This window comes from Kosakonia sp. SOY2, from assembly GCF_027109175.1.
Taxonomy (GTDB): domain Bacteria; phylum Pseudomonadota; class Gammaproteobacteria; order Enterobacterales; family Enterobacteriaceae; genus Kosakonia.
Genome location: NZ_JAPVXH010000001.1, coordinates 1,075,071 through 1,098,281, shown reverse-complemented (window position 1 = coordinate 1,098,281; position 23,211 = coordinate 1,075,071). Strand labels below are relative to the sequence as shown.

Here is a 23,211-nt window from a genome sequence, read left to right as displayed (position 1 = left end):
AATTTGGGGCAGAAAGTTATTTAACTAAAATAAGTGGCAGAGATTTTTCTCTCTGCCCTTTTTATTACTTCGTCGCGCTGAATATGGCTTTGCCGATGCGGGCAATGGCGTCATTACTTTGCGCCATTGTCGCTTTAGTATCCGTTATATAAATAGATACAATACGAGGCGCGCCTTTTTTCGGCCAGACAATACTGATAATCGAACGCGAACCATAATCGCCCGCCCCGGTTTTATCGCCAATCACCCAGCCTTTTGGCAACGTGGAACGCAGCAGCGCATCGGCGACTTTATCCTCTTTCATCCACTGCACCAGTTGCGCGCGCGAACGCGGCGTTAATACCTCGCCGAGCGCCAGCTTTTGCAGCGTGTGGCTGACAGCCAGCGGCGTGGTGGTATCGCGCAAATCGCCCGGCACGGCGCTGTTGAGTTCAGGTTCGGCGCGATCGAGTCGCGTGACACTGTCACCGGAATCAGCAAAGAAGCGCGTCACCGCTGCCGGTCCGCCCAGTTTTTTCGCCAGCAGATTTGCCGCCGTGTTGTCACTTTCAGTGATTGCCGCGCTGCACAGTTGCTGCCAGCTCATCGAAGCAGGCGCAACAAACTTGCTGGTCACTGGTGACCAGGTCACCAGCTCGCTTTGCGCAAACTGAGTGGTCTCATTTAACGCCAGTTCGCCTTTGTCGACCTTGCTCAGCAACGCGCCGCACAGCAGCGCTTTGTGGGTGCTGTTAAGCGGAAAACGCTCATCGCCGCGGTAGCTCACCGTCTCACCGCTGGCGGTATCCACTACCGCAATACCGATGCGTGCGCCTAAACGTTCTTCCTGCAGGCGGGCCACCGCCGTCAGCGTGGCGTTATCAATATTGGCGGCGCTGGCGGCAAACGCGCTCAATAGCAGTAAAGAACAGATTGATTTCACTGGGAAAAACATAGGTATAATCCTTGTTCAGACAGAGCAACATCACAAGTGGGCATCATGTATAACACCGCGTTAGTGTACAGAAGTTTCGGCGAACCGCAGACTGTTCTGCAAGCTGAAACCACCGAGCTGGCACCGCTTCCGGCAGGACAGGTTCGCGTCAAAATGCGCTTTGCGCCGGTGAATGCCTCAGATGTGATCCCGGTCACCGGCGCCTACAGCCACCGCATCACCCTGCCCGCCGTCGCGGGTTATGAAGGCGTGGGCGTGGTAACAGAAACGTCCGGGTCAGACGCGCATCTGCTGGGCAAACGTGTGTTGCCGCTGCGCGGCCAGGGCACCTGGCAGCAGTATGTTGATTGCCCGGCGGAGCTGGTTGTGCCGGTGCCGGATGATATTGACGATACGCTCGCCGCCCGCGCCTACATCAATCCGCTGGCCGCGCAGATGATGCTGGAACGTTACCCGGCTCACGGCCAACATGTGCTGGTCACCGCGGCGGGTTCTGACTGCGCCGGTTACCTTGCGCAGTGGGCCAGGGGTCAGGGGGCGAAAAGCGTGACCGGTATTTATCGTTCCGCCATTCATGCCAGCGGCCTGGCGGCCTGCGGCGTGATACCGCTGGCCGATACGGACAGCGCCGCCATCAAACGGGCGGCGGAGAAAGCCAGCGTTATTTATGACGCCACCGGCGGCACACTGGCGGAAACGCTGCTGCAATCAATGCCGAAAACGGGGCAATTTATCAGCTACGGTTTGCTCTCCGGGCAGCCATTCAGCATCCGCCAGCGCTTACCCGCGGTCCACTGGTTCCATGTGCGTAACTATCTCGACGCGATGACGGCAGATAGCTGGCAGCAAGCGTTTTGCACACTCTGGGAGCGGCTGCGCATAACGCCCGTGAGCGAGGTCACGCTGACAGATTTTCAGCACTGGCGGCAGGCTATCACGCGGTATCAGACGCCAGGCCGGATAGCCAAACCGCTGTTGTCGTTTTAATCCCGGTCGGCGGAATACGCCACATCGCGCTGGCGCTCAATTTCCGCTAATCGGGCGCGGAGCGAGGCCACCAGGTGCTCCCAGGCAAGGCTGCCCAGTGGTACCCGGAACGGCGGCACGGGGGCATCTGCCGCTGCGATAATTGCATCAACCGTGCGCTGCGCATCGCCTTTTATGTCAAAACTGCCGTTGGCGATCCCCCGGCGCACCTCGCCCGCAGGCGTATCGTCATAGACCGCGAGCGGCGTGGCGTGATCGAGCCCGGCACCGAAGCCGGTTTGCGTTGGGCCGGGCTCGGCAATCACAATATCGACACCAAATGGTTTCACCTCCTGCGCCACCGATTCCAGAAAGCCTTCAATACCCCACTTACTGGCGTGGTAAAGGCTGAAATTGGGGTACGCCACCTGGCCGCCTTCCGAAGAGACCTGCACAATCCGCCCGCCGCGCTGCGCGCGCAGCCACGGTAATACGGCACGCACTAACTGAATGGAGCCGGTAAGATTGGTAGCGATCTGCCGCTCAATTTGCGCATCGCTGACCTCTTCTGCCGCGCCAAACAAGCCGTAGCCGGCGTTGCTTACCACCCGTTCAATCACACCAAAAGTGGTAAACGCGGCGTCCACCTCGCGGCGCAGCGCCGCGCTGTCGGTCATATCAAAACAGCTGATGTGCAGCCGCGACGCATATTGCGCCTGTAATGCATTCAGCGCGACCGCGCGCCGTACGCAGGCCACCACGCGGTCGCCGCGCGCCAGCAGCGTTTGCGTCATCAATAATCCCAGCCCGGACGAAGCGCCGGTAATCAGCCATGTCGTCATAAATACCTCCACATGTTTTCCGGTGAGTGGATAGCGTAAGTAACCGGCGCTGCTATGATAAGACGCACCAATCGGCATGCAGCGGTGAAAAATACTCAACAATGAAAAATGTCACTCTCGCAGATTTAAAAGCGTTCCTGCTGGTCGCGCAGCACCGCAGCTTTCAACAAGCCGCCAATGAACTGGGGGTGTCCCGCTCCTCGCTGAGCCACGCTATGCGCGGGCTGGAAAGCCAGCTTGGCGTGCGCCTGTTACATCGTACAACCCGCAGTGTTTCGCTGACGGAAGAAGGCGCGGCGTTGTTGCAGCGCATTGATCCCCTGCTAAACCAGTTAGATATGGCGCTGGATGCCACCCGCTTTCGCCCGCAGGAGCTGCACGGCACGCTGCGCATTAACGCCAATGAAGGTGGTGCGCGCTGGCTGCTGGCGCACGTGGTTGACGGTTTTTTACAGGCGCACCCGCAGGTGGTGCTGGATATTGTCACCGAAGGACGGCTGGTGGATATCGTCGCCGAAGGGTTTGATGCGGGCGTACGGCTGGCGGAATCCGTACCGCTCGATATGATTGCGGTGCCGTTCGGCGGGCCGATCCGCTTTATCGCCATCGCCTCGCCGCAGTATCTGCACAGCGCAGGTATACCGCAAAGCCCGGCAGATCTTTTGCGCCACCGCTGTATCGCCCAGCGTTTGCCGAGCGGCAAACGCTATCGCTGGGAGTTTGTGCAACATGGCAAGCCGCTGACGCTCAACGTGCCCGGCAATTTATGTCTTGATAACAGCTCGCTGATGGTCGAGGCGGTGGTAAAAGGCTTCGGCATTGCTTATGTCCCCGAACCTTATGCCCGCGAGGCGATCAACAACGGGCTGGCACAACAGGTGTTGTCGCCGTTCAGCCCGCCGATTGCTGGTTTATGTCTCTATTATTCCGGTCACCGGCAAATACCGGCGACGTTGAAGGCGTTTATCGCCGCCATCCGTGAGGCCAACGAAGCCGTGCTGTAACGCTCAGTCGTTAATTAACTGTCCGGTGTGCAGCTCCAGGCGGAAATCGCACCTGCCGTCCGGCGGATCCCAGTCGCCGGAACCAAATACCACACCATCAATGCAGTCACTTATGCCGTTTTTACAGTGAGCCTGGTTAGGCTACGCTTTGACGGTGAAAACGGATAACCCGGAGAGAGAATGCTGATTGCCCAACTGAGCGATATTCATGCCGCGCCGGATAATGACAACCTGCAGCGCCTGCACCGCGCCATCGACTGGTTACGTGAACTCAGCCCCGATCTGCTGGTGGTGAGCGGTGATTTAACCGATGACGGCTGGGGGGCAGGCTATCGCGCCATTGACCACGCATTACAGCGCCTGGCGTGCCGCTCGCTGATCCTGCCCGGCAATGCCGATGATAAAACCGTGATGTGTGACAATCTGGCCGCTTTTGCTCACCGCGCTGCGCATGACGCGCTGCATTTTCATGAGCACATGAATAACGTGCCGGTGATTGGCGTGGATGTGACCGTAACCGGTGAAAGCCGGGGCGATATCCGCCCACATCTGCACTGGCTGGAAGCGGCGCTGCGCGCGCAGCCGCAACCGGCGATGGTCTTTTTGCACCAGCACCTTTTCCCAAGCGGCATTGCCCCGCTGGATAACGCCATGTGTGATGGCGGCGAGGCACTGGCGCAACTGCTGGCGCGCTTACCGCATCCGCCGCTGGCGCTGTGCGCCGGCCACGTCCACCGCGCGATGTCCGCCACATTTGCCGGTATCCCGGCGTACCTTTGCGGCTCCATCTGCCCGGCGAACCCGCTGATGCTCAATGCTCAGCACATCCCGGCGGTAAGCGATCCACCTGCACTTCTCATTCACGAACTGCGCGGTGATACCCGCGTTAGCCATTTTGTCAGCCTGTAGCAGGTATCGCCCATGCGGCGGTTTTCCCTTCGCACCGGGGCGATGGTTTTCACGGCTCGCCTTCCCAGTAATCCACACCTGCACCGCGAAATTCGACGCGCCGGAAGTCATCCCGGCCGTTTGTACGTGCTCTCGCGAGGAATTTATCGGCGTCCGGGTATTCGCAGATTTCCGGGCTTTCCATAGTGCTAATCGAGATATAACGCAGCGGTTGTTCAGAGGTATTGATAATCTGGTGCGGCCACGCTTTGCCTGGCGGAATGCAGATAACATCCCCTTCCTGGATGGGCCGTTCTTCATCGCCGATGCGCAACGTACCGTTGCCGTTCAGCACAATAAACATCTCTTCCTGCGCGTGATGCAGATGAAACGGACAGGCACGTTTGCCCGGTGGCAAAATATCGATCGACGCGCCGAGTTTACTGGCGAGGGTGCCTTTGGTCAGCGAGCCGCCGAGTGATTCATACAGCGGCGGGCGCACGAAGTTTTCCATTTCGATGTGGTTAAAATTGCGGATGATAAACGCAGGCGAGGTTTCGTCGTTCATAAACAGTTCCGGTAAAGAGTTCCTGTTTAGTATTGAAACGCCCGTCCGGCCTGTCAATTCGTGCTGAAAATATAACGTTGCGGATCGCTAACTCAGGTGGGTTTTCGCGTTCATAAACAGTTCCAGTAAGGGGCTGATGTACAGGATTGAAACACCCCTTCTGGCTGTCAATTCATGGGGAAAATTAGGGTGGAAGATCCCACTTGCCATCGATAATGCGTGCGGGCGTAAAAATGTTCTCTGTGTTATTCGCCATACCGGCTACGGGTGTCTATCAGCCCGGTAGCGACGCCACCGGGCTTCAGCACCTTACTCCCCCGCCAGCCGCTGATAGCGGGCAAAACGCTGCTTCGCATCCTGTTCAGTTTGTGTAAATAGCTGTTCGGACAGTGATGGCGAGATGCGCTCGAGCGAGGCATAGCGCACTTCGCCGAGCAGAAACTCGCGAAAATCATCTTCCGGCTCGTCGGAGTCGAGAATAAACGGGTTTTTCCCTTTTTCCAGCAGTTGCGGATTATGGCGCCATAAATGCCAGTAACCCGCGTCGACCGCCCGTTTCGCCTCGCGCATACTGCATCCCATACCGGTTTTCAGACCGTGGTTGATGCACGCGGCATAGGCAATCACCAGCGACGGTCCGGGCCAGGCTTCCGCCTCGGCAATCGCCCGCAATGTCTGGGCTTTATCGGCCCCCATCGCCACCTGCGCGACATACACATTGCCGTAGTTAACCGCCATCATGCCGAGATCTTTTTTGCGCGTCCGCTTGCCTTCAGCGGCAAATCGGGCGATGGCCGCCGCAGGGGTTGATTTTGACGACTGCCCGCCGGTATTGGAGTAAACCTCGGTATCAAACACCAGAATATTGACGTCCTCGCCGGAGGCCAGCACATGATCCAGCCCGCCGAAGCCAATGTCATACGCCCAGCCGTCGCCGCCAAAAATCCACTGCGATCGCTTGGCGAAATAGTCGCGGTTTTGATACAGCCGGTTGAGCAGCGGGTCATCACCCTTCTGCTGTTCAAGTAACGCGCTGAGCTGCCCGGCGCGCGCCTGCGTCCCGTCGCCGAGATCTTTATGCTCCAGCCACTGGCGCAGCGCCTGCTCAAGGTCTGCGCCAAGCGGTAACGCCAGCGCGTTTCGCGCATCGCTGGCGATCTGTTCGCGTAATGCGCGACCACCCAGCATCATGCCAAGGCCATACTCGGCGTTATCTTCAAACAACGAGTTCGCCCATGCCGGCCCCTGGCCTTTATGGTTTGTCGTCCACGGAATGGACGGCGCGCTGGCGCCCCAGATTGACGAGCAGCCTGTGGCATTGGCGATCATCATGCGGTCGCCAAACAGTTGCGTGACCAGCCGCGCATACGGTGTCTCTCCGCACCCGGCACACGCGCCGGAAAACTCCAGCAGCGGTGTTTCAAACTGGCTGCCTTTAACGGTCGTTTTGCTGAAAGGATTGGCTTTAGGCGATAGACCTACCGCATGATCCCAGACAGGAACCATCGCCCGCTGGCTCTCCAGCGGTTGCATGGTCAGCGCCTTGCCTTTCGCCGGGCAGATATCCGCACAGTTACCGCACCCGGAACAATCCAGCGGCGAAATCGCCAGATGGTATTCATACCCTTTCGCTCCCTGCGCCGGTTTGCTCAGCAGCGCAGGCGGCGCGGCTTGCCGCTCGGCCTCATCCAGCAGCGCCGGGCGCACCGCCGCATGCGGGCAAATAAACGCACATTGATTGCACTGGGTGCAGCCTTCTGGGTTCCAGACCGGCACCTGCAGGGCGATACCGCGTTTCTCCCAGGCGGCGGTGCCGGGTGGGAACGAGCCATCTTCCCGGCCCATAAAGGCGCTGACCGGCAGTTTGTCGCCGCACTGGCGATTCATTGGCTCAAGAATATCGCGAATAAAGTCCGGCATCAGGCGCGTATCCTCACTGGCATTATCTTCCAGCCATGCCCAGCGCTCCGGCACCATCACTTCCTGCAGCGCCTCCATGCCAAGATCGATGGCGGCATTGTTCATATCCACCACTTTCTGCCCTTTCCGCCCGTAAGATTTCTCAACGGCCTGCTTCAGATAACGCGACGCCGTTTGGGGTTCGATAATGCCCGCCAGTTTAAAAAACGCCGCCTGCATCAGCATATTAAAACGCCCGCCCAACCCCAGCCTGCGGGCGATGTCCACCGCGTTGAGGGTATAAAAGCGCACGCCCTGGCGCGCGATGTAGCGCTTCATCGCGTTGGGCAGTCGCGCCTCCAGCTCTTCGCCAAACCAGGTACAGTTGAGCAGAAATGTCCCGCCGGGGTTTAACCCTTCCAGCAGATCATATTTATCGACATACGATTGCTGCGAGCAGGCAATAAAGTCAGCTTTATTAATCAGATAGGGTGAGGTGATGGGCCGTTCGCCAAAACGCAGATGCGACACGGTAATGCCGCCCGATTTTTTCGAGTCATAGGCAAAATAGGCTTGCGCATACATCGGCGTGTTGTCACCGATAATCTTAATCGCGCTCTTGTTGGCGCTGACAGTGCCATCCGATCCCAGCCCCCAGAATTTGCAGGCGGTGATCCCCTCGCGTGAAACCTGCACGTCCCAGGCAGGCAGCGGCAGCGAAGTGTGGGTGATGTCGTCAAAAATACCCAGCGTAAAGCCATCTTTTGGCAGCGGTTTTTTCAGGTTTTCAAACACCGAGACAATATCTCCCGGCAGCACATCTTTACCGCCCAGCCCGTAGCGACCGCCGACAATTACCGGCGCGTTATCGTGGTGGTAAAAGGCATTTTTCACATCCAGACATAACGGCTCGGCCTGCGCACCCGGCTCTTTGGTGCGATCGAGCACCGCGATGCGTTTCACGCTGGACGGGATCCGGGCAAAGAAATGCGCCAGCGAAAACGGGCGAAACAGATGCACCGTCAGCAGGCCGACTTTTTCACCGCTATCGCAAAGGGCGTCCACGACATCCGAAATGGTGTCGCACACCGACCCCATCGCCACAATGATTTGTTCGGCATCCTGGGCGCCGTAGTAATCAAACAAATGGTATTCGCGCCCGGTGAGGGCAAAGATTTCCGCCATATAGTTTTCGACAATTTCCGGCAAGGCATCGTAATAGCGATTAGCCGCTTCGCGCGCCTGAAAGTAGATATCCGGGTTTTGCGCCGTCCCGCGGATCACCGGATGTTCCGGGTTCAGCGCATTGCGGCGAAAGCGGTTCAGCGCATCGTTATCCAGCAGCGGCGCGAGTTCGTCATACTCCAGCACCTCGATTTTCTGGATCTCGTGCGAAGTACGAAACCCGTCGAAAAAGTTGATAAACGGCACACGGCCTTTGATTGCTGACAGATGCGCCACCGCCGAGAGATCCATTACCTGCTGGACATTGCTCTCGGCCAGCATCGCGCAGCCGCACTGGCGCACCGCCATCACATCCTGATGATCGCCAAAAATGTTCAGCGAATTTGTCGCCAGCGCCCTCGCACTCACGTGAAACACGCCGGGTAGCAGTTCACCGGCGATTTTGTACAAGTTAGGGATCATCAATAACAATCCCTGCGACGCGGTGTAGGTGGTGGTGAGCGCTCCGGCCTGAAGCGCGCCGTGGACCGCGCCAGCCGCCCCTGCTTCCGACTGCATCTCCATTAAACGCACCGGCTGGCCAAACAGGTTTTTTTTGCCCGCCGCAGCCCATTCATCGACGTTTTCCGCCATCGGCGTGGAGGGCGTAATCGGGTAAATCGCTGCGACATCAGTAAAGGCATAGGAGATCCAGGCTGCCGCTGCGTTGCCATCCATCGTTTTCATCTTTCCGGACATTGCTCGTTCCTCGGTTCTTAGAGGTGGTGATGCCCTGGCTATTGCACAGCCTGTGCCATCTCGGTTATTTCAGTGAATACAAGCAATTAGTCACCGGGGCTGGAAATGGATTGCGTGGAATAAGACAGTGGACGCGACAGCTTGTTGAACTGCCGACAAAGTGTCACGCCGTGGCGGGCGGCCACGACCGCAAACAGAATTGTGCTGTTTCGTACAATTGGTCAGATGATTGTGAACTCTTTGTCCCTTTTCTCTTCTACGTCAAAATATAAAATCAATACAAATCAATAAATTAATCACTCTGGCATGGCTGGTATGTTCCCTGCACAAGGAAGTGTGGCAAACACAAAACCAACAGGAGAAACACCATGACCATGCGTCAATGCGCCATTTACGGCAAAGGTGGGATCGGCAAATCGACCACCACACAGAACCTGGTCGCCGCGCTGGCGGAGATGGGTAAAAAAGTAATGATTGTCGGCTGCGACCCGAAAGCCGACTCCACGCGTTTGATCCTGCATGCGAAAGCGCAGAACACCATTATGGAGATGGCTGCTGAAGTTGGCTCCGTGGAAGACCTGGAATTAGAAGATGTGCTGCAAATCGGTTACGGCGGCGTGCGCTGCGCAGAATCCGGCGGCCCGGAGCCAGGCGTGGGTTGTGCCGGTCGCGGGGTGATCACCGCGATTAACTTCCTCGAAGAAGAAGGCGCTTACGTGCCGGATCTCGATTTTGTTTTCTACGACGTGCTGGGCGATGTGGTATGCGGTGGTTTCGCCATGCCGATTCGTGAAAACAAAGCGCAGGAGATCTACATCGTTTGCTCTGGCGAAATGATGGCGATGTACGCTGCCAATAACATCTCCAAAGGCATCGTGAAGTATGCCAAATCCGGCAAAGTGCGCCTCGGCGGGCTGATTTGTAACTCGCGCCAGACCGACCGTGAAGATGAACTGATCATTGCGCTGGCTGAAAAACTCGGCACGCAAATGATCCACTTTGTTCCCCGCGACAACATTGTGCAGCGTGCGGAAATTCGCCGTATGACGGTTATCGAATATGACCCGACCTGCAATCAGGCGAATGAATATCGCAGCCTTGCCAGCAAAATCGTCAACAACACCAAAATGGTGGTGCCCACCCCCTGCACCATGGATGAGCTGGAAGCGCTGCTGATGGAGTTCGGCATTATGGATGTGGAAGACACCAGCATCATTGGTAAAACCGCCGCCGAAGAAAACGCCGTCTGAGCACAGGAGCACACCCATGAGCAATGCAACAGGCGAACGTAACCTGGAGATAATCGAGCAGGTGCTGGAGGTTTTCCCGGAGAAGACGCGCAAAGAACGCAGAAAACACATGATGGTGACAGACCCGGAGCAGGAAAGCGTCGGTAAGTGCATCATCTCTAACCGCAAGTCGCAGCCGGGCGTAATGACCGTGCGCGGCTGCTCGTATGCCGGATCGAAAGGGGTGGTATTTGGGCCAATCAAGGATATGGCGCATATCTCCCACGGCCCAATCGGTTGCGGGCAGTACTCCCGCGCCGGGCGACGTAACTACTACACCGGCGTCAGCGGCGTGGACAGCTTCGGCACGCTCAACTTCACCTCCGATTTTCAGGAGCGCGACATCGTGTTTGGCGGCGACAAAAAGCTCGCCAAACTGATTGAAGAGCTGGAAGAACTGTTCCCGCTGACCAAAGGCATTTCGATTCAGTCGGAATGCCCGGTCGGCCTGATTGGCGATGACATTGAGGCCGTCGCGAACGCCAGTTGTAAAGCCATCAACAAACCGGTTATTCCGGTGCGGTGCGAAGGCTTTCGCGGCGTGTCGCAATCCCTCGGTCACCATATTGCCAACGATGTGATCCGCGACTGGGTGCTGGAAAACCGCGAAGGTAAACCGTTCGAATCCACTCCTTACGATGTGGCGATCATCGGCGATTACAACATCGGCGGCGATGCCTGGGCTTCGCGCATTTTGCTCGAAGAGATGGGCTTGCGGGTGGTGGCGCAGTGGTCCGGCGACGGTACGCTGGTGGAGATGGAAAACACGCCGTTCGTCAAACTGAACCTGGTGCACTGTTACCGCTCAATGAACTACATCTCGCGCCATATGGAGGAGAAGCACGGTATTCCGTGGATGGAATACAACTTCTTTGGCCCGACGAAAATTGCGGAATCGCTGCGCAAAATCGCCGACCAGTTTGACGACACCATTCGCGCCAACGCCGAAGCGGTGATCGCCCGATACCAGGCGCAGAACGACGCCATTATCGCCAAATATCGCCCACGTCTGGAGGGTCGCAAGGTGCTGCTTTATATGGGCGGGCTGCGTCCGCGCCATGTGATTGGCGCCTATGAAGACCTGGGAATGGAGATCATCGCAGCCGGTTATGAGTTCGCTCATAACGATGATTACGACCGCACCCTGCCGGATCTGAAAGAGGGCACGCTGCTGTTTGATGATGCCAGCAGCTATGAGCTGGAGGCGTTCGTCAACGCGCTGAAACCAGATCTCATCGGTTCCGGCATCAAAGAGAAGTACATCTTTCAGAAAATGGGCGTGCCGTTTCGCCAGATGCACTCCTGGGATTACTCCGGCCCGTACCACGGCTATGACGGCTTCGCCATCTTCGCCCGCGATATGGATATGACGCTCAACAACCCCGCGTGGGGCCAGTTGACCGCGCCGTGGCTGAAATCCGCCTGATTTTTATCCTGTTATCCCGTTTGTTCACCGATTTGTGGCGCGGGAGGAGAACACCATGAGCCAGACTGCTGAGAAAATACAGAATTGCCATCCCCTGTTTGAACAGGATGCTTACCAGACGTTATTTGCCGGTAAACGGGCACTCGAAGAGGCGCACTCGCCGGAGCGGGTGCAGGAAGTTTTTCAATGGACCACCACCCCGGAATACGAAGCGCTGAACTTCAAACGCGAAGCGCTGACTATCGACCCGGCAAAAGCCTGCCAGCCGCTGGGCGCGGTGCTCTGTTCGCTGGGGTTTGCCAACACCCTGCCATATGTGCACGGTTCACAGGGTTGCGTGGCCTATTTCCGTACGTACTTTAACCGCCACTTCAAAGAACCGGTGGCCTGCGTGTCGGATTCAATGACGGAAGACGCGGCCGTGTTCGGCGGGAATAACAACCTCAATACCGGGCTACAAAACGCCAGCGCGCTGTATAAACCGGAGATTATCGCCGTCTCTACCACCTGTATGGCGGAGGTAATCGGCGATGACTTGCAGGCTTTTATCGCCAACGCCAAAAAAGATGGTTTTCTCGATGCCGCCATCCCCGTGCCTTACGCGCACACCCCCAGTTTTATCGGCAGCCATATCACCGGCTGGGATAACATGTTTGAAGGTTTTGCCCGTACCTTTACGGCAGACCATCAGGCACAGCCCGGTAAACTTTCACGCATCAACCTGGTGACCGGGTTTGAAACCTATCTCGGCAATTTTCGCGTGCTGAAACGCATGATGGCGCAAATGGAGGTGCAGGCGAGTGTGCTCTCCGATCCATCAGAAGTGCTGGATACCCCTGCTAACGGGCATTACCAGATGTACGCGGGCGGGACGACGCAGCAAGAGATGCGCGAGGCGCCGGACGCTATCGACACGCTGCTGCTGCAACCCTGGCAACTGGTGAAAAGCAAAAAAGTGGTACAGGAGATGTGGAATCAGCCCGCCACCGAGGTTTCTGTTCCCGTTGGGCTGGCAGGAACGGATGAACTATTAATGGCGATCAGTCAGTTAACCGGCAAGGCCATTCCCGACTCGCTGGCGCTGGAGCGCGGGCGGCTGGTCGATATGATGCTCGACTCCCACACCTGGCTGCACGGTAAAAAATTCGGTCTGTTTGGCGACCCGGATTTTGTCATGGGATTGACCCGTTTCCTGCTGGAGCTGGGCTGCGAACCGACCGTTATCCTCTGCCATAACGGTAACAAGCGCTGGCAGAAAGCGATGAAGAAAATGCTCGACGCCTCACCGTACGGCCAGGAGAGCGAAGTATTTATCAACTGCGATTTGTGGCATTTCCGCTCGCTGATGTTTACCCGCCAGCCGGACTTTATGATTGGCAACTCGTACGGCAAGTTTATTCAGCGCGACACCTTAGCCAAGGGCGAACAGTTTGAAGTTCCGCTGATCCGCCTCGGTTTTCCCCTGTTCGACCGCCACCATCTGCACCGCCAGACCACCTGGGGTTATGAGGGCGCCATGAGCATTCTCACTACCCTTGTGAATGCGGTACTGGAGAAAGTGGACAAAGAGACCATCAAGCTCGGCAAAACCGACTACAGCTTCGATCTTATCCGTTAACCATTACACGCCCCGCGCCACGCGGGGCCAGGGAGGCTCTATGCCGGTCATTATTCTTCGCCAGCGCGGCGCGGATCTCTATTGCTATATCGCGAAACAGGATCTGGAAGCCCGCGTGTTACAGGTTGAACACGACACGCCGGAACACTGGGGCGGCGCGCTTGAACTTGAAGGTGGACGCCGTTATTACGTCAATCTGCAACCCGGCCGCCCGGCTTTTCCGCTCAGCCTGCGCGCCACCCGCGACGCGCAGGCATAAGGAGGTGAGCAATGTCCGACAACGATACGCTGTTCTGGCGGATGCTGGCGCTGTTTCAGTGCCTGCCGGAGCTGCAACCCGCGCAAATCATGGCCTGGCTCACCCACAGTTGTGAGGACGTGCTGACACCCGACGGGCTGGCAGCACTCGAATTACCGCAACTGGAAGCCCGGTTTCCGTCTGCGGAAGCCCTGATGTCCAGTGGCCGCTGGGCGCGGGTTAAAGCCTGTCTGCGCGGCGAACTGCCTGCCCATTTACAGGTGCAGGAAGGCAAAACCCGCCGTCCGCAATTGGTTGTCGCCTTCTGCTCACAGGATGGGCTCACCATCAATGGTCATTTCGGCCAGGGGCGACTTTTCTTTATTTACGGGTTTGATGACCAGGGCGGCTGGCTCCATGATCTGCGCCGCTACCCTTCTCACCCGCAAAACCAGGAACCGAATGACATCCGCGCGCAGTTACTCCACGACTGCCATTTGCTGTTTTGTGAAGCGATCGGCGGCCCGGCAGCCGCACGGCTGATTCGTCATAATATTCACCCGATGAAAGTATCCCCGGGCAATACCATTTTGTCCCAGTGCGCCGCCATCCAGAACCTGCTGGCCGGGCCGTTACCGCCGTGGCTGGCGAAACGGCTGGAACGCGCTAATCCGCTGGAAGCGCGGGTGTTTTAAACCGCCCCCTGATGGGGGCGTTTTTTGGCGTGGGCATTGCGCCAATTGTCTGTTTTGTCACAAAGCGCACAACACTTTTCCCTTAAAAATCAATCACTCGTTTCTGGCTTGCGATTTGCACCATTAACGCTAACCCAACCAGAAAATGAGGTGATGATGAAGGGGAACGACATCCTGGCCCTGCTCGATGAACCGGCCTGCGAGCATAACCATAAACAGAAATCCGGCTGTAGCGCGCCCAAACCCGGTGCGACTGCCGGAGGCTGCGCCTTCGACGGCGCACAGATCACCCTGTTGCCACTTTCCGATGTGGCGCATCTGGTACATGGCCCGATTGGCTGCGCCGGTAGCTCATGGGATAACCGCGGCAGCCTGAGTTCCGGCCCACGGATTAACCGGCTGGGATTCACCACCGATTTGAACGAGCAGGATGTCATCATGGGGCGTGGCGAGCGGCGGCTGTTTCACGCGGTGCGCCACATTGTCGACCGCTATCATCCGGCGGCGGTATTTATTTACAACACCTGCGTTCCGGCAATGGAAGGCGATGATATTGAAGCCGTCTGCCAGGCCGCAGCGACCGCCACCGGTGTGCCCGTGATTGCCGTAGATGTGGCCGGTTTTTACGGTAGCAAAAACCTGGGGAACCGCCTGGCGGGCGAGGTGATGGTGAAAAAAGTCATTGGCGGGCGCGAACCCGCGCCGTGGCCGGACAATACGCCTTTTGCCCCGGCGCACCGTCATGACATTGGCCTGATTGGCGAATTTAATATCGCCGGCGAGTTCTGGCATATCCAGCCGCTGCTTGATGAGCTGGGGATTCGCGTCCTGGGCTCCCTGTCCGGCGACGGGCGCTTTGCCGAGATCCAGACGCTGCACCGCGCGCAGGTCAATATGCTGGTTTGCTCCAGAGCGCTGATTAATGTCGCCAGATCGCTGGAGCAACGTTACGGCACGCCGTGGTTTGAAGGCAGTTTTTATGGCGTTCGCGCCACTTCTGATGCCCTGCGCCAGCTGGCAACGCTCACCGGCGATAGCGATTTAATGGCGCGCACCGAACAGCTAATTACGCGTGAAGAACACGCCGCAGAGCAGGCGCTGGCACCGCTGCGCGAACGTTTACGCGGCAGGAAAGTGCTGCTCTATACCGGTGGCGTTAAATCCTGGTCGGTAGTTTCGGCACTGCAGGATCTCGGCATGACGGTTGTGGCTACCGGAACGCGCAAATCCACCGAAGAGGATAAACAGCGCATCCGTGAACTGATGGGCGATGACGCCATCATGCTGGATGAAGGCAATGCCCGCGCCCTGCTGGATGTGGTTTATCGCTGCAAAGCCGACATGATGATCGCAGGCGGTCGCAACATGTACACCGCTTATAAAGCGCGTCTGCCCTTTCTTGATATCAACCAGGAGCGTGAACACGCGTTTGCCGGTTATCGCGGCATCATTACGCTTGCCGAACAACTTTGTCAGACCCTGGAAAGCCCGGTCTGGCCGCAAACGCATGCCCGCGCGCCGTGGCAATAAGGAGCGTTCAATGGCCGAAATTCTTCGCAGTAAAAAACCGCTGGCGGTCAGCCCGATAAAAAGCGGCCAGCCGCTGGGGGCGATCCTCGCCAGTCTGGGGTTCGAACAGTGCATACCGCTGGTACACGGCGCACAGGGCTGTAGCGCCTTCGCAAAGGTGTTCTTTATTCAACATTTTCACGACCCGATCCCGCTGCAATCGACGGCGATGGACCCGACTTCCACCATTATGGGTGCCGATGAAAACATTTTTACCGCGCTCAATGTTCTCTGTCAGCGCAATGCCGCGAAAGCGATTGTGCTGCTCAGTACCGGGCTTTCAGAAGCCCAGGGCAGCGATATTTCGCGGGTGGTACGCCAGTTTCGTGATGATTTTCCCCGGCATAAAGGCGTTGCGCTGCTCACCGTCAACACCCCGGATTTTTACGGCTCGCTGGAAAACGGCTACAGCGCCGTGCTGGAAAGCATGATTGAACAGTGGGTGCCTGTGCAGCCCGCCGCCAGCCTGCGCAACCGCCGCGTCAACCTGCTGGTCAGCCATTTACTGACGCCGGGCGATATCGAACTGTTGCGCAGTTACGTTGAGGCCTTCGGCCTGCAACCGGTGATTGTGCCGGATCTGTCGCTGTCGCTGGACGGACATCTGGCAAACGGTGATTTTTCGCCTGTTACCCAGGGGGGAACATCGCTGCGCATGATTGAACAGATGGGGCAAAACCTGGCCACCTTTGTGATTGGCAACTCGCTGGGTCGTGCGGCGGCGTTACTGGCGCAGCGCAGCCGTGGCGAGGTGATCGCCCTGCCGCATCTGATGACGCTTGCAGCCTGCGACACGTTTATTCATCGACTGAAAACCCTCTCCGGGCGCGACGTCCCCGCGTGGATTGAGCGCCAGCGCGGGCAAGTGCAGGATGCGATGATCGATTGCCATATGTGGTTGCAGGGCGCGGCTATCGCCATGGCAGCAGAAGGCGATCACCTGGCAGCATGGTGCGATTTCGCCCGCAGCCAGGGCATGCTCCCCGGCCCGATTGTCGCGCCGGTCAGCCAGCCGGGGTTGCAAAATCTGCCGGTGGAAACCGTGGTCATCGGCGATCTGGAAGATATGCAGGATCAGCTTTGCGCGACGCCCGCCGCATTACTGGTAGCTAATTCTCATGCCGCCGATCTCGCCGCGCAGTTTGATCTGTCGCTTATCCGCGCCGGGTTCCCTGTGTATGACCGGCTGGGAGAATTTCGTCGCCTGCGCCAGGGGTATAGCGGCATTCGTGACACGCTGTTTGAGCTGGCGAATGTGATGCGCGAACGCCACCACCCGCTTGCAACCTACCGCTCGCCGCTGCGCCAGCACATCGACAACAACGTTACGCCTGGAGATCTGTATGCCGCATGTTAATCGTCAGTTCAGCACCATTTGCCAGGGCGAATGGTCAATGAAAGTCGCCTTTGCCAGTTCGGATTATCACCACGTGGATCAACACTTTGGCGCCACGCCCAAATTAGTGATCTATGGCGTGAAAGAGCACGAGGTCACGCTGTTGCGGGTGGTGGATTTTTCTGTGCTCGCCGGACACCAGCAAGAGAAACTCGATTGTCGCATTCACGCGCTGGAAGATTGCGTCACGCTCTACTGCGTGGCGATTGGTGAAGCGGTTTTTCGCCAGCTTTTGCAAATCGGCGTACGCGCGGTTCGCGTGCCGCACGCGACCACCATTGCCGGGCTGTTGCAGGAAATTCAGCACTACTGGTATGACAAAGAGCAGCGCAAAAGCGCCCGCAATCCACAACGCTTCGCCCGCATGCTCCAGGAACAAACCTGGCAGGAAGAGGATGAGCGTTAGCCACACGCCGTGTCGGTTGTGTGACAAAGCCAACATAAAATCGCGACACAGCGCCGGGTTTTATGTTGGCACATTAACCTACTCCATTGAAATACAACACTTTTCCCTTCTGGTATTGCTTTTGCTTGATTGTCATCACCCGCCGTTGATTGAGGCGGTGAAATGCGCCACGGCGCTTTCCGTCATCTCTCCTGGGAGCAAGGCACATGTGGAATTACTCCGAGAAAGTGAAAGATCATTTTTTTAATCCCCGTAACGCGCGGGTGGTGGAAAACGCCAACGCCGTGGGCGATGTGGGCTCGTTAAGCTGTGGCGATGCGCTGCGGCTGATGCTACGCGTGGATCCGCAAAGTGAAACCATCCTTGAAGCCGGGTTTCAGACGTTTGGCTGCGGCAGCGCGATTGCCTCCTCTTCCGCGCTCACCGAGCTGATTATCGGCCGCACGCTGGCGCAGGCCGAGCAGGTGACCAACCAGCAGATTGCTGATTACCTTGATGGCCTGCCGCCGCAAAAAATGCACTGCTCGGTGATGGGTCAGGAGGCGCTGCGGGCGGCGATTGCCCACTACCGTGGCGAAACGCTGATCGATGAGCACGAAGAAGGCGCGCTGATTTGCAAATGCTTTGGCGTCGATGAAGGGCAAATTCGCCGGGCGGTGCTGAGTAACGGGCTGACCACCCTTGAAGAGGTGATCAACTACACCAAAGCGGGCGGCGGCTGCACCGCGTGCCATGAAAAAATTGAACTGGCGCTGGCCGATATTCTCGCCCGACACCCGCAGGCCGCCACTGCCGTCGCAGCGGAGAAAGATCCGCACTGGCAGGAGGTCGTTGATGCGATCACCGAATTACGTCCGCATATCCAGGCCGATGGCGGCGATATGTCGCTTCTTAGCGTCAACAATCACACCGTAACCGTCAGCCTTTCCGGCAGTTGCAGCGGCTGCATGATGACCGACATGACGCTCGCCTGGCTTCAGCAAAAACTGATGGAGCGTACCGGCTGCTATATGGACGTCGTGGCCGCCTGAGCCACCACTTGTCAACCGATGGGGGAGAAAATATGAAGCAGGTCTATCTGGACAATAACGCCACCACCCGTATCGACCCGATGGTGCTGGAAGCGATGATGCCATTCTTAACCGAACATTACGGTAACCCGTCATCGATTCACGACTTTGGCACCCCCACCCGCGCCGCGCTTGAACGCGCCCGCCAGCAAGTCGCCGCGCTGCTGGGGGCCGATCACAGTAGCGAAATCATTTTCACCTCCTGCGCGACCGAGGCCACCAGCACCGCACTGCACGCCTGCGTTGAACTGATGCCGGAGCGCCGGGAGATTATTACCACCGCCGTTGAACACCCGGCCACTCTCGCCGTGTGCGAACATCTGGAACGCCAGGGCTACCTTATCCATCGTATTGGCGTTAATGCCAGCGGCGCAGTGGATATGGAACAGTATCGCCGCGCGCTGAGCACGCGTGTGGCGGCGGTCAGCGTCATGTGGGCGAATAATGAAACCGGTGTGCTGTTTCCGGTGATCGAAATGGCCGCTATGGCGCAGGAATATGGCGCGCTGTTTCACTGCGACGCGGTACAAGTGGTGGGTAAAATCCCGCTGGATATCGCCCGCACGCAGATCGATATGCTCTCCTGCTCGGCGCATAAACTGCACGGGCCAAAAGGTGTGGGTTGCCTCTATTTGCGCCGTGGCACCCGCTTTCGTCCACTGCTGCGCGGTGGGCATCAGGAGCGCGGTCGCCGCGCCGGTACGGAGAATATCGCCGGGATTGTCGGCATGGGTGCGGCATGCGAACTGGCGCAGATACACCTGCCCGGTAGCGCGGGCATCGCCAGCCTGCGCGATCGCCTGCAAGACGAACTGGTAAAACAGGTGCCCTCAGTGATGGTGATGGGCGGTGATCAACCCCGCGTTCCCGGCACGGCGAACCTGGCGTTCGAATTTATCGAAGGGGAAGCCATTTTACTGCTCCTTAACCAGGCGGGGATCGCCGCCTCCAGCGGCAGCGCCTGCACCTCCGGCTCGCTGGAACCGTCGCATGTGATGCGGGCGATGAACATTCCCTACACGGCGGCGCATGGCAGTATTCGTTTTTCACTCTCGCGCTATACGCGGGAAAAGGAGATCGACTATGTGATCGAGACGCTGCCAGCCATTATTACCCGTCTGCGCGCGCTTTCTCCCTACTGGCAGGATGGTTCTGCCCCCGCCACCTTTACGCCGGTTTACGGCTAAGGCGGCGACATGTCCAGGGTTGTGATCAATGACACTACGCTGCGCGATGGCGAACAGAGCCCCGGCGTCGCCTTTTGCGCCAGCGAGAAAATCGCCATTGCCGAAGCGCTGTTTGCCGCCGGGGTGACTGCGCTGGAAGTCGGCACCCCGGCGATGGGCCGCGAAGAACGCCAGCGGATGCGACAAGTTCGCCAGCAACTGCCTGACGCCACGCTCATGGCCTGGTGTCGCATGAATACCGATGAAATCAGCCAGAGCGCCGATCTCGGCATGAACTGGGTGGATATCTCACTACCGGCTTCTGATAAACTGCGCCAGTACAAATTGCGCGAACCGCTGCCGGTCGTGCTGGATAAGCTGGCCACGCTGATTGCGCAGGCGCGACAGCAGGGATTGCAGGTCTGTATTGGTTGCGAAGACGCATCCCGCGCCAGCGATCGGACATTAGCGGAGATTGCCCACGTCGCCCGCAGCGCAGGCGCACAGCGGTTGCGTTTTGCCGATACCCTTGGCCTGCTCGACCCTTTCACCACCGCTCAGCGTATCAGCGCGCTGCGTCAAAGCTGGCCCGGTGAAATCGAAATGCACGCCCATAACGATCTCGGTATGGCGACCGCCAATACGCTGGCGGCGGTTCGCGCCGGAGCAACCAGTGTGAATACGACCGTGCTGGGCCTTGGCGAACGCGCCGGAAACGCCGCGCTGGAAACTGTCGCGCTCGGTCTGAGCCGCTGTCTGGGTCTGGATAGCGGCGTGGATTTCACGCAATTACCGATGCTCTGCCAGCAGGTCGCCGATGCCGCCCGGCGTCCCATTGACCCACAGCAACCGCTGGTTGGCGCGCAGGTATTTACCCATGAATCCGGCGTGCATGTCGCCGCCCTGCTGCGCGATCGCGAAAGCTACCAGGCCATTGATCCGGCGCTGATCGGCCGCGAATACCGGCTGGTGCTCGGTAAGCACTCCGGTCGCCAGGCCGTGGAAGGTGTGTTTACCCGCCTGGGCTATCACCTTAATGCCCTGCAAGTCGACCTGCTGCTGCCCGCCATTCGCCGCGTGGCGGAAAACAGCAAACGCACGCCGCAAGACGATGAACTGATTGCGCTTTACACCACCTTGTGTGGCACTAGCGCCACACACCTGGCGAGGGGTTAAAGATGGAATGGTTTTATCAGATCCCCGGCGTGGCTGAACTCGACAGCGCCGAGTCCTTTTTTACCTTTTTCTCCGTACCTTATGAACCGCTCACGCTGCGCCGTTGCTGCCTGCCGGTGCTGCGCGAATTTCACCAGCGCCTGCGTGATCATGTGCCGCTGCGGAATCTGCTTGAAGCTACACCCCGCGAGCCCTGGCTTCTGGCGCGCAGGCTGCTGGCGGAAAGCTACGAACACTGTACAACGGAGCCGACATCATGAAACCAAAGTATGCGTTCGGTGAGGAAGTTCGCGTTAGCCGCGCGATCCGCAACGATGGCACCATGCCGGGTTACCGGCGCGGCGATTTGCTGGTGCGTCGGGGCAGCACGGGTTTTGTCCGTGAATGGGGCACGTTCCTGATGGAAAAAGTGATTTATCAAATCCACTTTCCCGACTGCGGTTTGATTGTGGGCTGCCGTGAGCAGGAACTGCTGCCGCTTTCCGCCCCCTGGCACGCCGGGCAGTTCCAGTATGGCGATACCGTCGCCTGCCGCCACGCGCTGGCCATCGGCGATAACATCGTGGTGGCCGCCGGAGAACAAGGCCAGATCGCCGCCACGGGCCAGGGAGACAACGCGGAGAGTTACACTGTCACCTTTTCCGGGCGCTGGTTTCAGGTTCCCGCCCGCGCCATGATTTTGCTGGAGACGCCACAATGATGCCGTGGGAGCGTTTCGCCCGCCGACGGCTGGCGTTGACCCGCTGGCACTGCGAGCCGGAAAACATCCCAGCTTCACACCAGCAGGCATTTGACCGCGCCTGGGCGCGCCAGCGCCAGCTCGAACTGGCAGTAGTTGCCATTGCGTGCGACGCAAGCGTTACTGACGAGCTGCGTAATGCCGTGGCCGCATCGCTGGCGCCGCAGCTCGATGAGTGCCCTTTTTCCTCAGCCGAGCGCCAGGCAGTGATTGCGCATCATGCTCGTCTGGAAACGCAGTTTGCTGAGGTTGCACGCACAGCCCCCCTCCCGGACGAGGCGAGCGTCCTGCGCTGGTATCAGCAGCATCAGACACAATTTATGCGCCCGGAACAACGCCTAACCTCCCATCTGCTGTTGACCACAGAGCAAAACCACGCCGGGATAAGAACACAGATCACCCGGTTTTATCAGCAAATCCGTGACCACCGCGCCGCCTTTCCCCGGCTGGCAGAGCGCCATTCGCACTGTCCCAGCGCGCTGGAAGGGGGGCGTCTGGGCTGGGTAAGCCGTGGCCTACTCTTTCCGGAACTGGAAAACGCGCTGTTTGCGCTGCAAACAGATGAGGTCAGCCAGCCGGTCGAAACGGCGCTGGGCTGGCATTTGTTATGGTGTGAACAGATCCGCCAACCGGCGCTGATGGCGAAGGCAGACGCGCTGGCGAAAGCACGGGAGTATTTGTTCCGTCAGTCCCAACAGCAGTGGCAACGCCAGTGGCTGGCGTCATTATTACAGGCGCGCTGAAAAGCCCGGTGATCGGTTATCCGCCGGGCTTCAGAGATTAGAGGATCAGCGGTTTGAGCGTCTCCAGCCACGCCTCGATACGTTCATCGGTCAGGTCGTACTGGTTGTCCTGATCCAGCACCAGACCAATAAAGTTATCCGCCTCAAGCGCGGACGATGAACCAAAGGTATAGCCCTCATTGGGCCAGTGGCCGACCATCTGCGCCCCGCAGCGTTGCAGCGTGTCATATAACGGGCGCAGACCGCTGGCGAAATTATCCGGGTAACCCACCTGATCGCCCAGCCCAAACAACGCCACCGTTTTACCACGCAGGCTATCGCCCTGCAGTTGGGTGACAAATTCACTCCACGACTCATCCTCGCAACCGGCAGCCAGCCCCGGTAGTTGCCCGTCGCCGAGCGTCGGGGTGCCTAATACCAGCACCGGATACGAGAGAAAAGTCGCTAAATCGGTTCGGTTGATATTGACCGGCGCATCCGCCAGCCCGCCCAGTTTCTGGTGGATCTGTTTGGCGATTTTGCGGGTCTTGCCGGTGTCGGTGCCGAAAAAAATACCAATATTTGCCATAACACACGCTCCTGTTGAAAAAGAGATCCCGCCGGGAATTGCGGTGAACGTATCTGATATTGCGAAGAGTGTGCCAGTTTTGGTAACG

General features: G+C 58.2%; 22 protein-coding genes. 17 read left to right on the top strand and 5 right to left on the bottom strand.

The annotated features are described in order from the left end of the window. Window positions 1-64 precede the first annotated feature (64 nt). Entirely contained in the window at window positions 65-934 is an 870-nt protein-coding gene (gene bla, locus O3S68_RS05220) for a class A beta-lactamase (protein ID WP_269230952.1), read from the bottom strand. A 45-nt stretch (window positions 935-979) separates the two neighbouring features. Here bla and O3S68_RS05215 point away from each other — a divergent pair, with 45 nt between their 5' ends. Beyond that, complete coding sequence (locus O3S68_RS05215) at window positions 980-1,921, top strand: zinc-dependent alcohol dehydrogenase family protein (protein ID WP_269230951.1); 942 nt, start codon at window positions 980-982, stop codon at window positions 1,919-1,921. Here O3S68_RS05215 and O3S68_RS05210 read toward each other — a convergent pair. Then, window positions 1,918-2,742, bottom strand: coding sequence for an SDR family oxidoreductase (locus O3S68_RS05210; protein ID WP_269230950.1), 825 nt, complete (start codon window positions 2,740-2,742; stop codon window positions 1,918-1,920). The genes O3S68_RS05215 and O3S68_RS05210 overlap by 4 nt on opposite strands. 101 nt (window positions 2,743-2,843) lie before the next feature. Here O3S68_RS05210 and O3S68_RS05205 point away from each other — a divergent pair, with 101 nt between their 5' ends. Both O3S68_RS05205 and O3S68_RS05200 read left to right on the top strand, forming a co-directional pair. Next, window positions 2,844-3,746, top strand: coding sequence for a LysR family transcriptional regulator (locus O3S68_RS05205; protein ID WP_269230949.1), 903 nt, complete (start codon window positions 2,844-2,846; stop codon window positions 3,744-3,746). A 180-nt stretch (window positions 3,747-3,926) separates the two neighbouring features. Then, the gene (locus O3S68_RS05200) at window positions 3,927-4,655 is read left to right on the top strand and encodes a metallophosphoesterase (RefSeq protein ID WP_269230948.1); all 729 of its coding nucleotides are present in this window, start codon (window positions 3,927-3,929) and stop codon (window positions 4,653-4,655) included. A 49-nt stretch (window positions 4,656-4,704) separates the two neighbouring features. Here O3S68_RS05200 and O3S68_RS05195 read toward each other — a convergent pair whose 3' ends face one another. After that, window positions 4,705-5,202: a cupin domain-containing protein gene (locus O3S68_RS05195; protein ID WP_269230947.1), complete on the bottom strand. Its 498-nt coding sequence runs from the start codon at window positions 5,200-5,202 to the stop codon at window positions 4,705-4,707. A 309-nt stretch (window positions 5,203-5,511) separates the two neighbouring features. Further along, entirely contained in the window at window positions 5,512-9,024 is a 3,513-nt protein-coding gene (gene nifJ, locus O3S68_RS05190; RefSeq protein WP_269230946.1) for a pyruvate:ferredoxin (flavodoxin) oxidoreductase, read from the bottom strand. Window positions 9,025-9,392: 368 nt separating this feature from the next. Here nifJ and nifH point away from each other — a divergent pair, with 368 nt between their 5' ends. The 14 genes from nifH (at window position 9,393) to nifM (ending at window position 22,555) form a co-directional block, all read left to right on the top strand. Beyond that, window positions 9,393-10,274 (top strand): nitrogenase iron protein, encoded by an 882-nt coding sequence (nifH, locus tag O3S68_RS05185; protein WP_016496129.1) that lies wholly within the window; start codon window positions 9,393-9,395, stop codon window positions 10,272-10,274. 16 nt (window positions 10,275-10,290) lie between these two features. Continuing rightward, a complete protein-coding gene (nifD, locus tag O3S68_RS05180) occupies window positions 10,291-11,739 on the top strand; it encodes a nitrogenase molybdenum-iron protein alpha chain (protein WP_269230945.1) in 1,449 nt (482 codons plus the stop codon). Between the two features lie 55 nt (window positions 11,740-11,794). Continuing rightward, window positions 11,795-13,357, top strand: coding sequence for a nitrogenase molybdenum-iron protein subunit beta (nifK, locus tag O3S68_RS05175; RefSeq protein ID WP_045508505.1), 1,563 nt, complete (start codon window positions 11,795-11,797; stop codon window positions 13,355-13,357). Between the two features lie 40 nt (window positions 13,358-13,397). Continuing rightward, a complete protein-coding gene (gene nifT / locus O3S68_RS05170) occupies window positions 13,398-13,616 on the top strand; it encodes a putative nitrogen fixation protein NifT (protein ID WP_016496132.1) in 219 nt (72 codons plus the stop codon). An 11-nt stretch (window positions 13,617-13,627) separates the two neighbouring features. Next, entirely contained in the window at window positions 13,628-14,290 is a 663-nt protein-coding gene (locus tag O3S68_RS05165; RefSeq protein WP_269230944.1) for a NifB/NifX family molybdenum-iron cluster-binding protein, read from the top strand. Window positions 14,291-14,446: 156 nt separating this feature from the next. Beyond that, window positions 14,447-15,820 (top strand): nitrogenase iron-molybdenum cofactor biosynthesis protein NifE, encoded by a 1,374-nt coding sequence (gene nifE / locus O3S68_RS05160; protein ID WP_016496134.1) that lies wholly within the window; start codon window positions 14,447-14,449, stop codon window positions 15,818-15,820. A 10-nt stretch (window positions 15,821-15,830) separates the two neighbouring features. Then, window positions 15,831-17,216 (top strand): nitrogenase iron-molybdenum cofactor biosynthesis protein NifN, encoded by a 1,386-nt coding sequence (gene nifN / locus O3S68_RS05155; RefSeq protein WP_269230943.1) that lies wholly within the window; start codon window positions 15,831-15,833, stop codon window positions 17,214-17,216. After that, window positions 17,203-17,661: a NifB/NifX family molybdenum-iron cluster-binding protein gene (locus O3S68_RS05150; protein WP_016496136.1), complete on the top strand. Its 459-nt coding sequence runs from the start codon at window positions 17,203-17,205 to the stop codon at window positions 17,659-17,661. Before nifN ends, O3S68_RS05150 begins: the two co-directional genes overlap by 14 nt. Before the next feature lie 206 nt (window positions 17,662-17,867). After that, window positions 17,868-18,692 carry a Fe-S cluster assembly protein NifU gene (gene nifU / locus O3S68_RS05145; protein WP_269230942.1) on the top strand — a complete coding sequence of 275 codons (825 nt, stop codon included), beginning with the start codon at window positions 17,868-17,870 and terminating at the stop codon, window positions 18,690-18,692. Between the two features lie 32 nt (window positions 18,693-18,724). After that, on the top strand, window positions 18,725-19,918 hold the full coding sequence (gene nifS, locus O3S68_RS05140; RefSeq protein ID WP_269230941.1) for a cysteine desulfurase NifS: 1,194 nt from the start codon (window positions 18,725-18,727) through the stop codon (window positions 19,916-19,918). 9 nt (window positions 19,919-19,927) lie between these two features. Then, window positions 19,928-21,073, top strand: coding sequence for a homocitrate synthase (nifV, locus tag O3S68_RS05135; protein WP_269230940.1), 1,146 nt, complete (start codon window positions 19,928-19,930; stop codon window positions 21,071-21,073). Between the two features lie 2 nt (window positions 21,074-21,075). Further along, a complete protein-coding gene (locus O3S68_RS05130) occupies window positions 21,076-21,333 on the top strand; it encodes a nitrogenase-stabilizing/protective protein NifW (RefSeq protein ID WP_269230939.1) in 258 nt (85 codons plus the stop codon). Next, entirely contained in the window at window positions 21,330-21,773 is a 444-nt protein-coding gene (locus O3S68_RS05125) for a nitrogen fixation protein NifZ (RefSeq protein WP_097406785.1), read from the top strand. Before O3S68_RS05130 ends, O3S68_RS05125 begins: the two co-directional genes overlap by 4 nt. Then, the gene (gene nifM, locus O3S68_RS05120; protein ID WP_269230938.1) at window positions 21,770-22,555 is read left to right on the top strand and encodes a nitrogen fixation protein NifM; all 786 of its coding nucleotides are present in this window, start codon (window positions 21,770-21,772) and stop codon (window positions 22,553-22,555) included. The genes O3S68_RS05125 and nifM overlap by 4 nt, the downstream gene beginning before the upstream one ends. A 37-nt stretch (window positions 22,556-22,592) precedes the next feature. Here the strand turns inward: nifM and O3S68_RS05115 are convergent, their stop codons facing one another. Next, entirely contained in the window at window positions 22,593-23,123 is a 531-nt protein-coding gene (locus tag O3S68_RS05115) for a flavodoxin (RefSeq protein ID WP_269230937.1), read from the bottom strand. Window positions 23,124-23,211 lie beyond the last annotated feature (88 nt).

What these genes read in the sequence shown, in the direction of transcription:
- O3S68_RS05130 (WP_269230939.1), top strand. Translation starts at nt 21,076, where the DNA reads ATGGAATGGTTTTATCAGATCCCCGGCGTGGCTGAACTCGACAGCGCC.
- nifU (WP_269230942.1), top strand. Translation starts at nt 17,868, where the DNA reads ATGTGGAATTACTCCGAGAAAGTGAAAGATCATTTTTTTAATCCCCGT.
- nifV (WP_269230940.1), top strand. Translation starts at nt 19,928, where the DNA reads ATGTCCAGGGTTGTGATCAATGACACTACGCTGCGCGATGGCGAACAG.
- nifS (WP_269230941.1), top strand. Translation starts at nt 18,725, where the DNA reads ATGAAGCAGGTCTATCTGGACAATAACGCCACCACCCGTATCGACCCG.
- nifT (WP_016496132.1), top strand. Translation starts at nt 13,398, where the DNA reads ATGCCGGTCATTATTCTTCGCCAGCGCGGCGCGGATCTCTATTGCTAT.
- nifN (WP_269230943.1), top strand. Translation starts at nt 15,831, where the DNA reads ATGGCCGAAATTCTTCGCAGTAAAAAACCGCTGGCGGTCAGCCCGATA.
- nifJ (WP_269230946.1), bottom strand. Translation starts at nt 9,024, where the DNA reads ATGTCCGGAAAGATGAAAACGATGGATGGCAACGCAGCGGCAGCCTGG.
- O3S68_RS05195 (WP_269230947.1), bottom strand. Translation starts at nt 5,202, where the DNA reads ATGAACGACGAAACCTCGCCTGCGTTTATCATCCGCAATTTTAACCAC.
- O3S68_RS05215 (WP_269230951.1), top strand. Translation starts at nt 980, where the DNA reads ATGTATAACACCGCGTTAGTGTACAGAAGTTTCGGCGAACCGCAGACT.
- O3S68_RS05150 (WP_016496136.1), top strand. Translation starts at nt 17,203, where the DNA reads ATGCCGCATGTTAATCGTCAGTTCAGCACCATTTGCCAGGGCGAATGG.
- O3S68_RS05200 (WP_269230948.1), top strand. Translation starts at nt 3,927, where the DNA reads ATGCTGATTGCCCAACTGAGCGATATTCATGCCGCGCCGGATAATGAC.
- O3S68_RS05115 (WP_269230937.1), bottom strand. Translation starts at nt 23,123, where the DNA reads ATGGCAAATATTGGTATTTTTTTCGGCACCGACACCGGCAAGACCCGC.
- nifD (WP_269230945.1), top strand. Translation starts at nt 10,291, where the DNA reads ATGAGCAATGCAACAGGCGAACGTAACCTGGAGATAATCGAGCAGGTG.
- O3S68_RS05165 (WP_269230944.1), top strand. Translation starts at nt 13,628, where the DNA reads ATGTCCGACAACGATACGCTGTTCTGGCGGATGCTGGCGCTGTTTCAG.
- bla (WP_269230952.1), bottom strand. Translation starts at nt 934, where the DNA reads ATGTTTTTCCCAGTGAAATCAATCTGTTCTTTACTGCTATTGAGCGCG.
- O3S68_RS05210 (WP_269230950.1), bottom strand. Translation starts at nt 2,742, where the DNA reads ATGACGACATGGCTGATTACCGGCGCTTCGTCCGGGCTGGGATTATTG.
- nifE (WP_016496134.1), top strand. Translation starts at nt 14,447, where the DNA reads ATGAAGGGGAACGACATCCTGGCCCTGCTCGATGAACCGGCCTGCGAG.
- O3S68_RS05125 (WP_097406785.1), top strand. Translation starts at nt 21,330, where the DNA reads ATGAAACCAAAGTATGCGTTCGGTGAGGAAGTTCGCGTTAGCCGCGCG.
- nifM (WP_269230938.1), top strand. Translation starts at nt 21,770, where the DNA reads ATGATGCCGTGGGAGCGTTTCGCCCGCCGACGGCTGGCGTTGACCCGC.
- nifH (WP_016496129.1), top strand. Translation starts at nt 9,393, where the DNA reads ATGACCATGCGTCAATGCGCCATTTACGGCAAAGGTGGGATCGGCAAA.
- nifK (WP_045508505.1), top strand. Translation starts at nt 11,795, where the DNA reads ATGAGCCAGACTGCTGAGAAAATACAGAATTGCCATCCCCTGTTTGAA.
- O3S68_RS05205 (WP_269230949.1), top strand. Translation starts at nt 2,844, where the DNA reads ATGAAAAATGTCACTCTCGCAGATTTAAAAGCGTTCCTGCTGGTCGCG.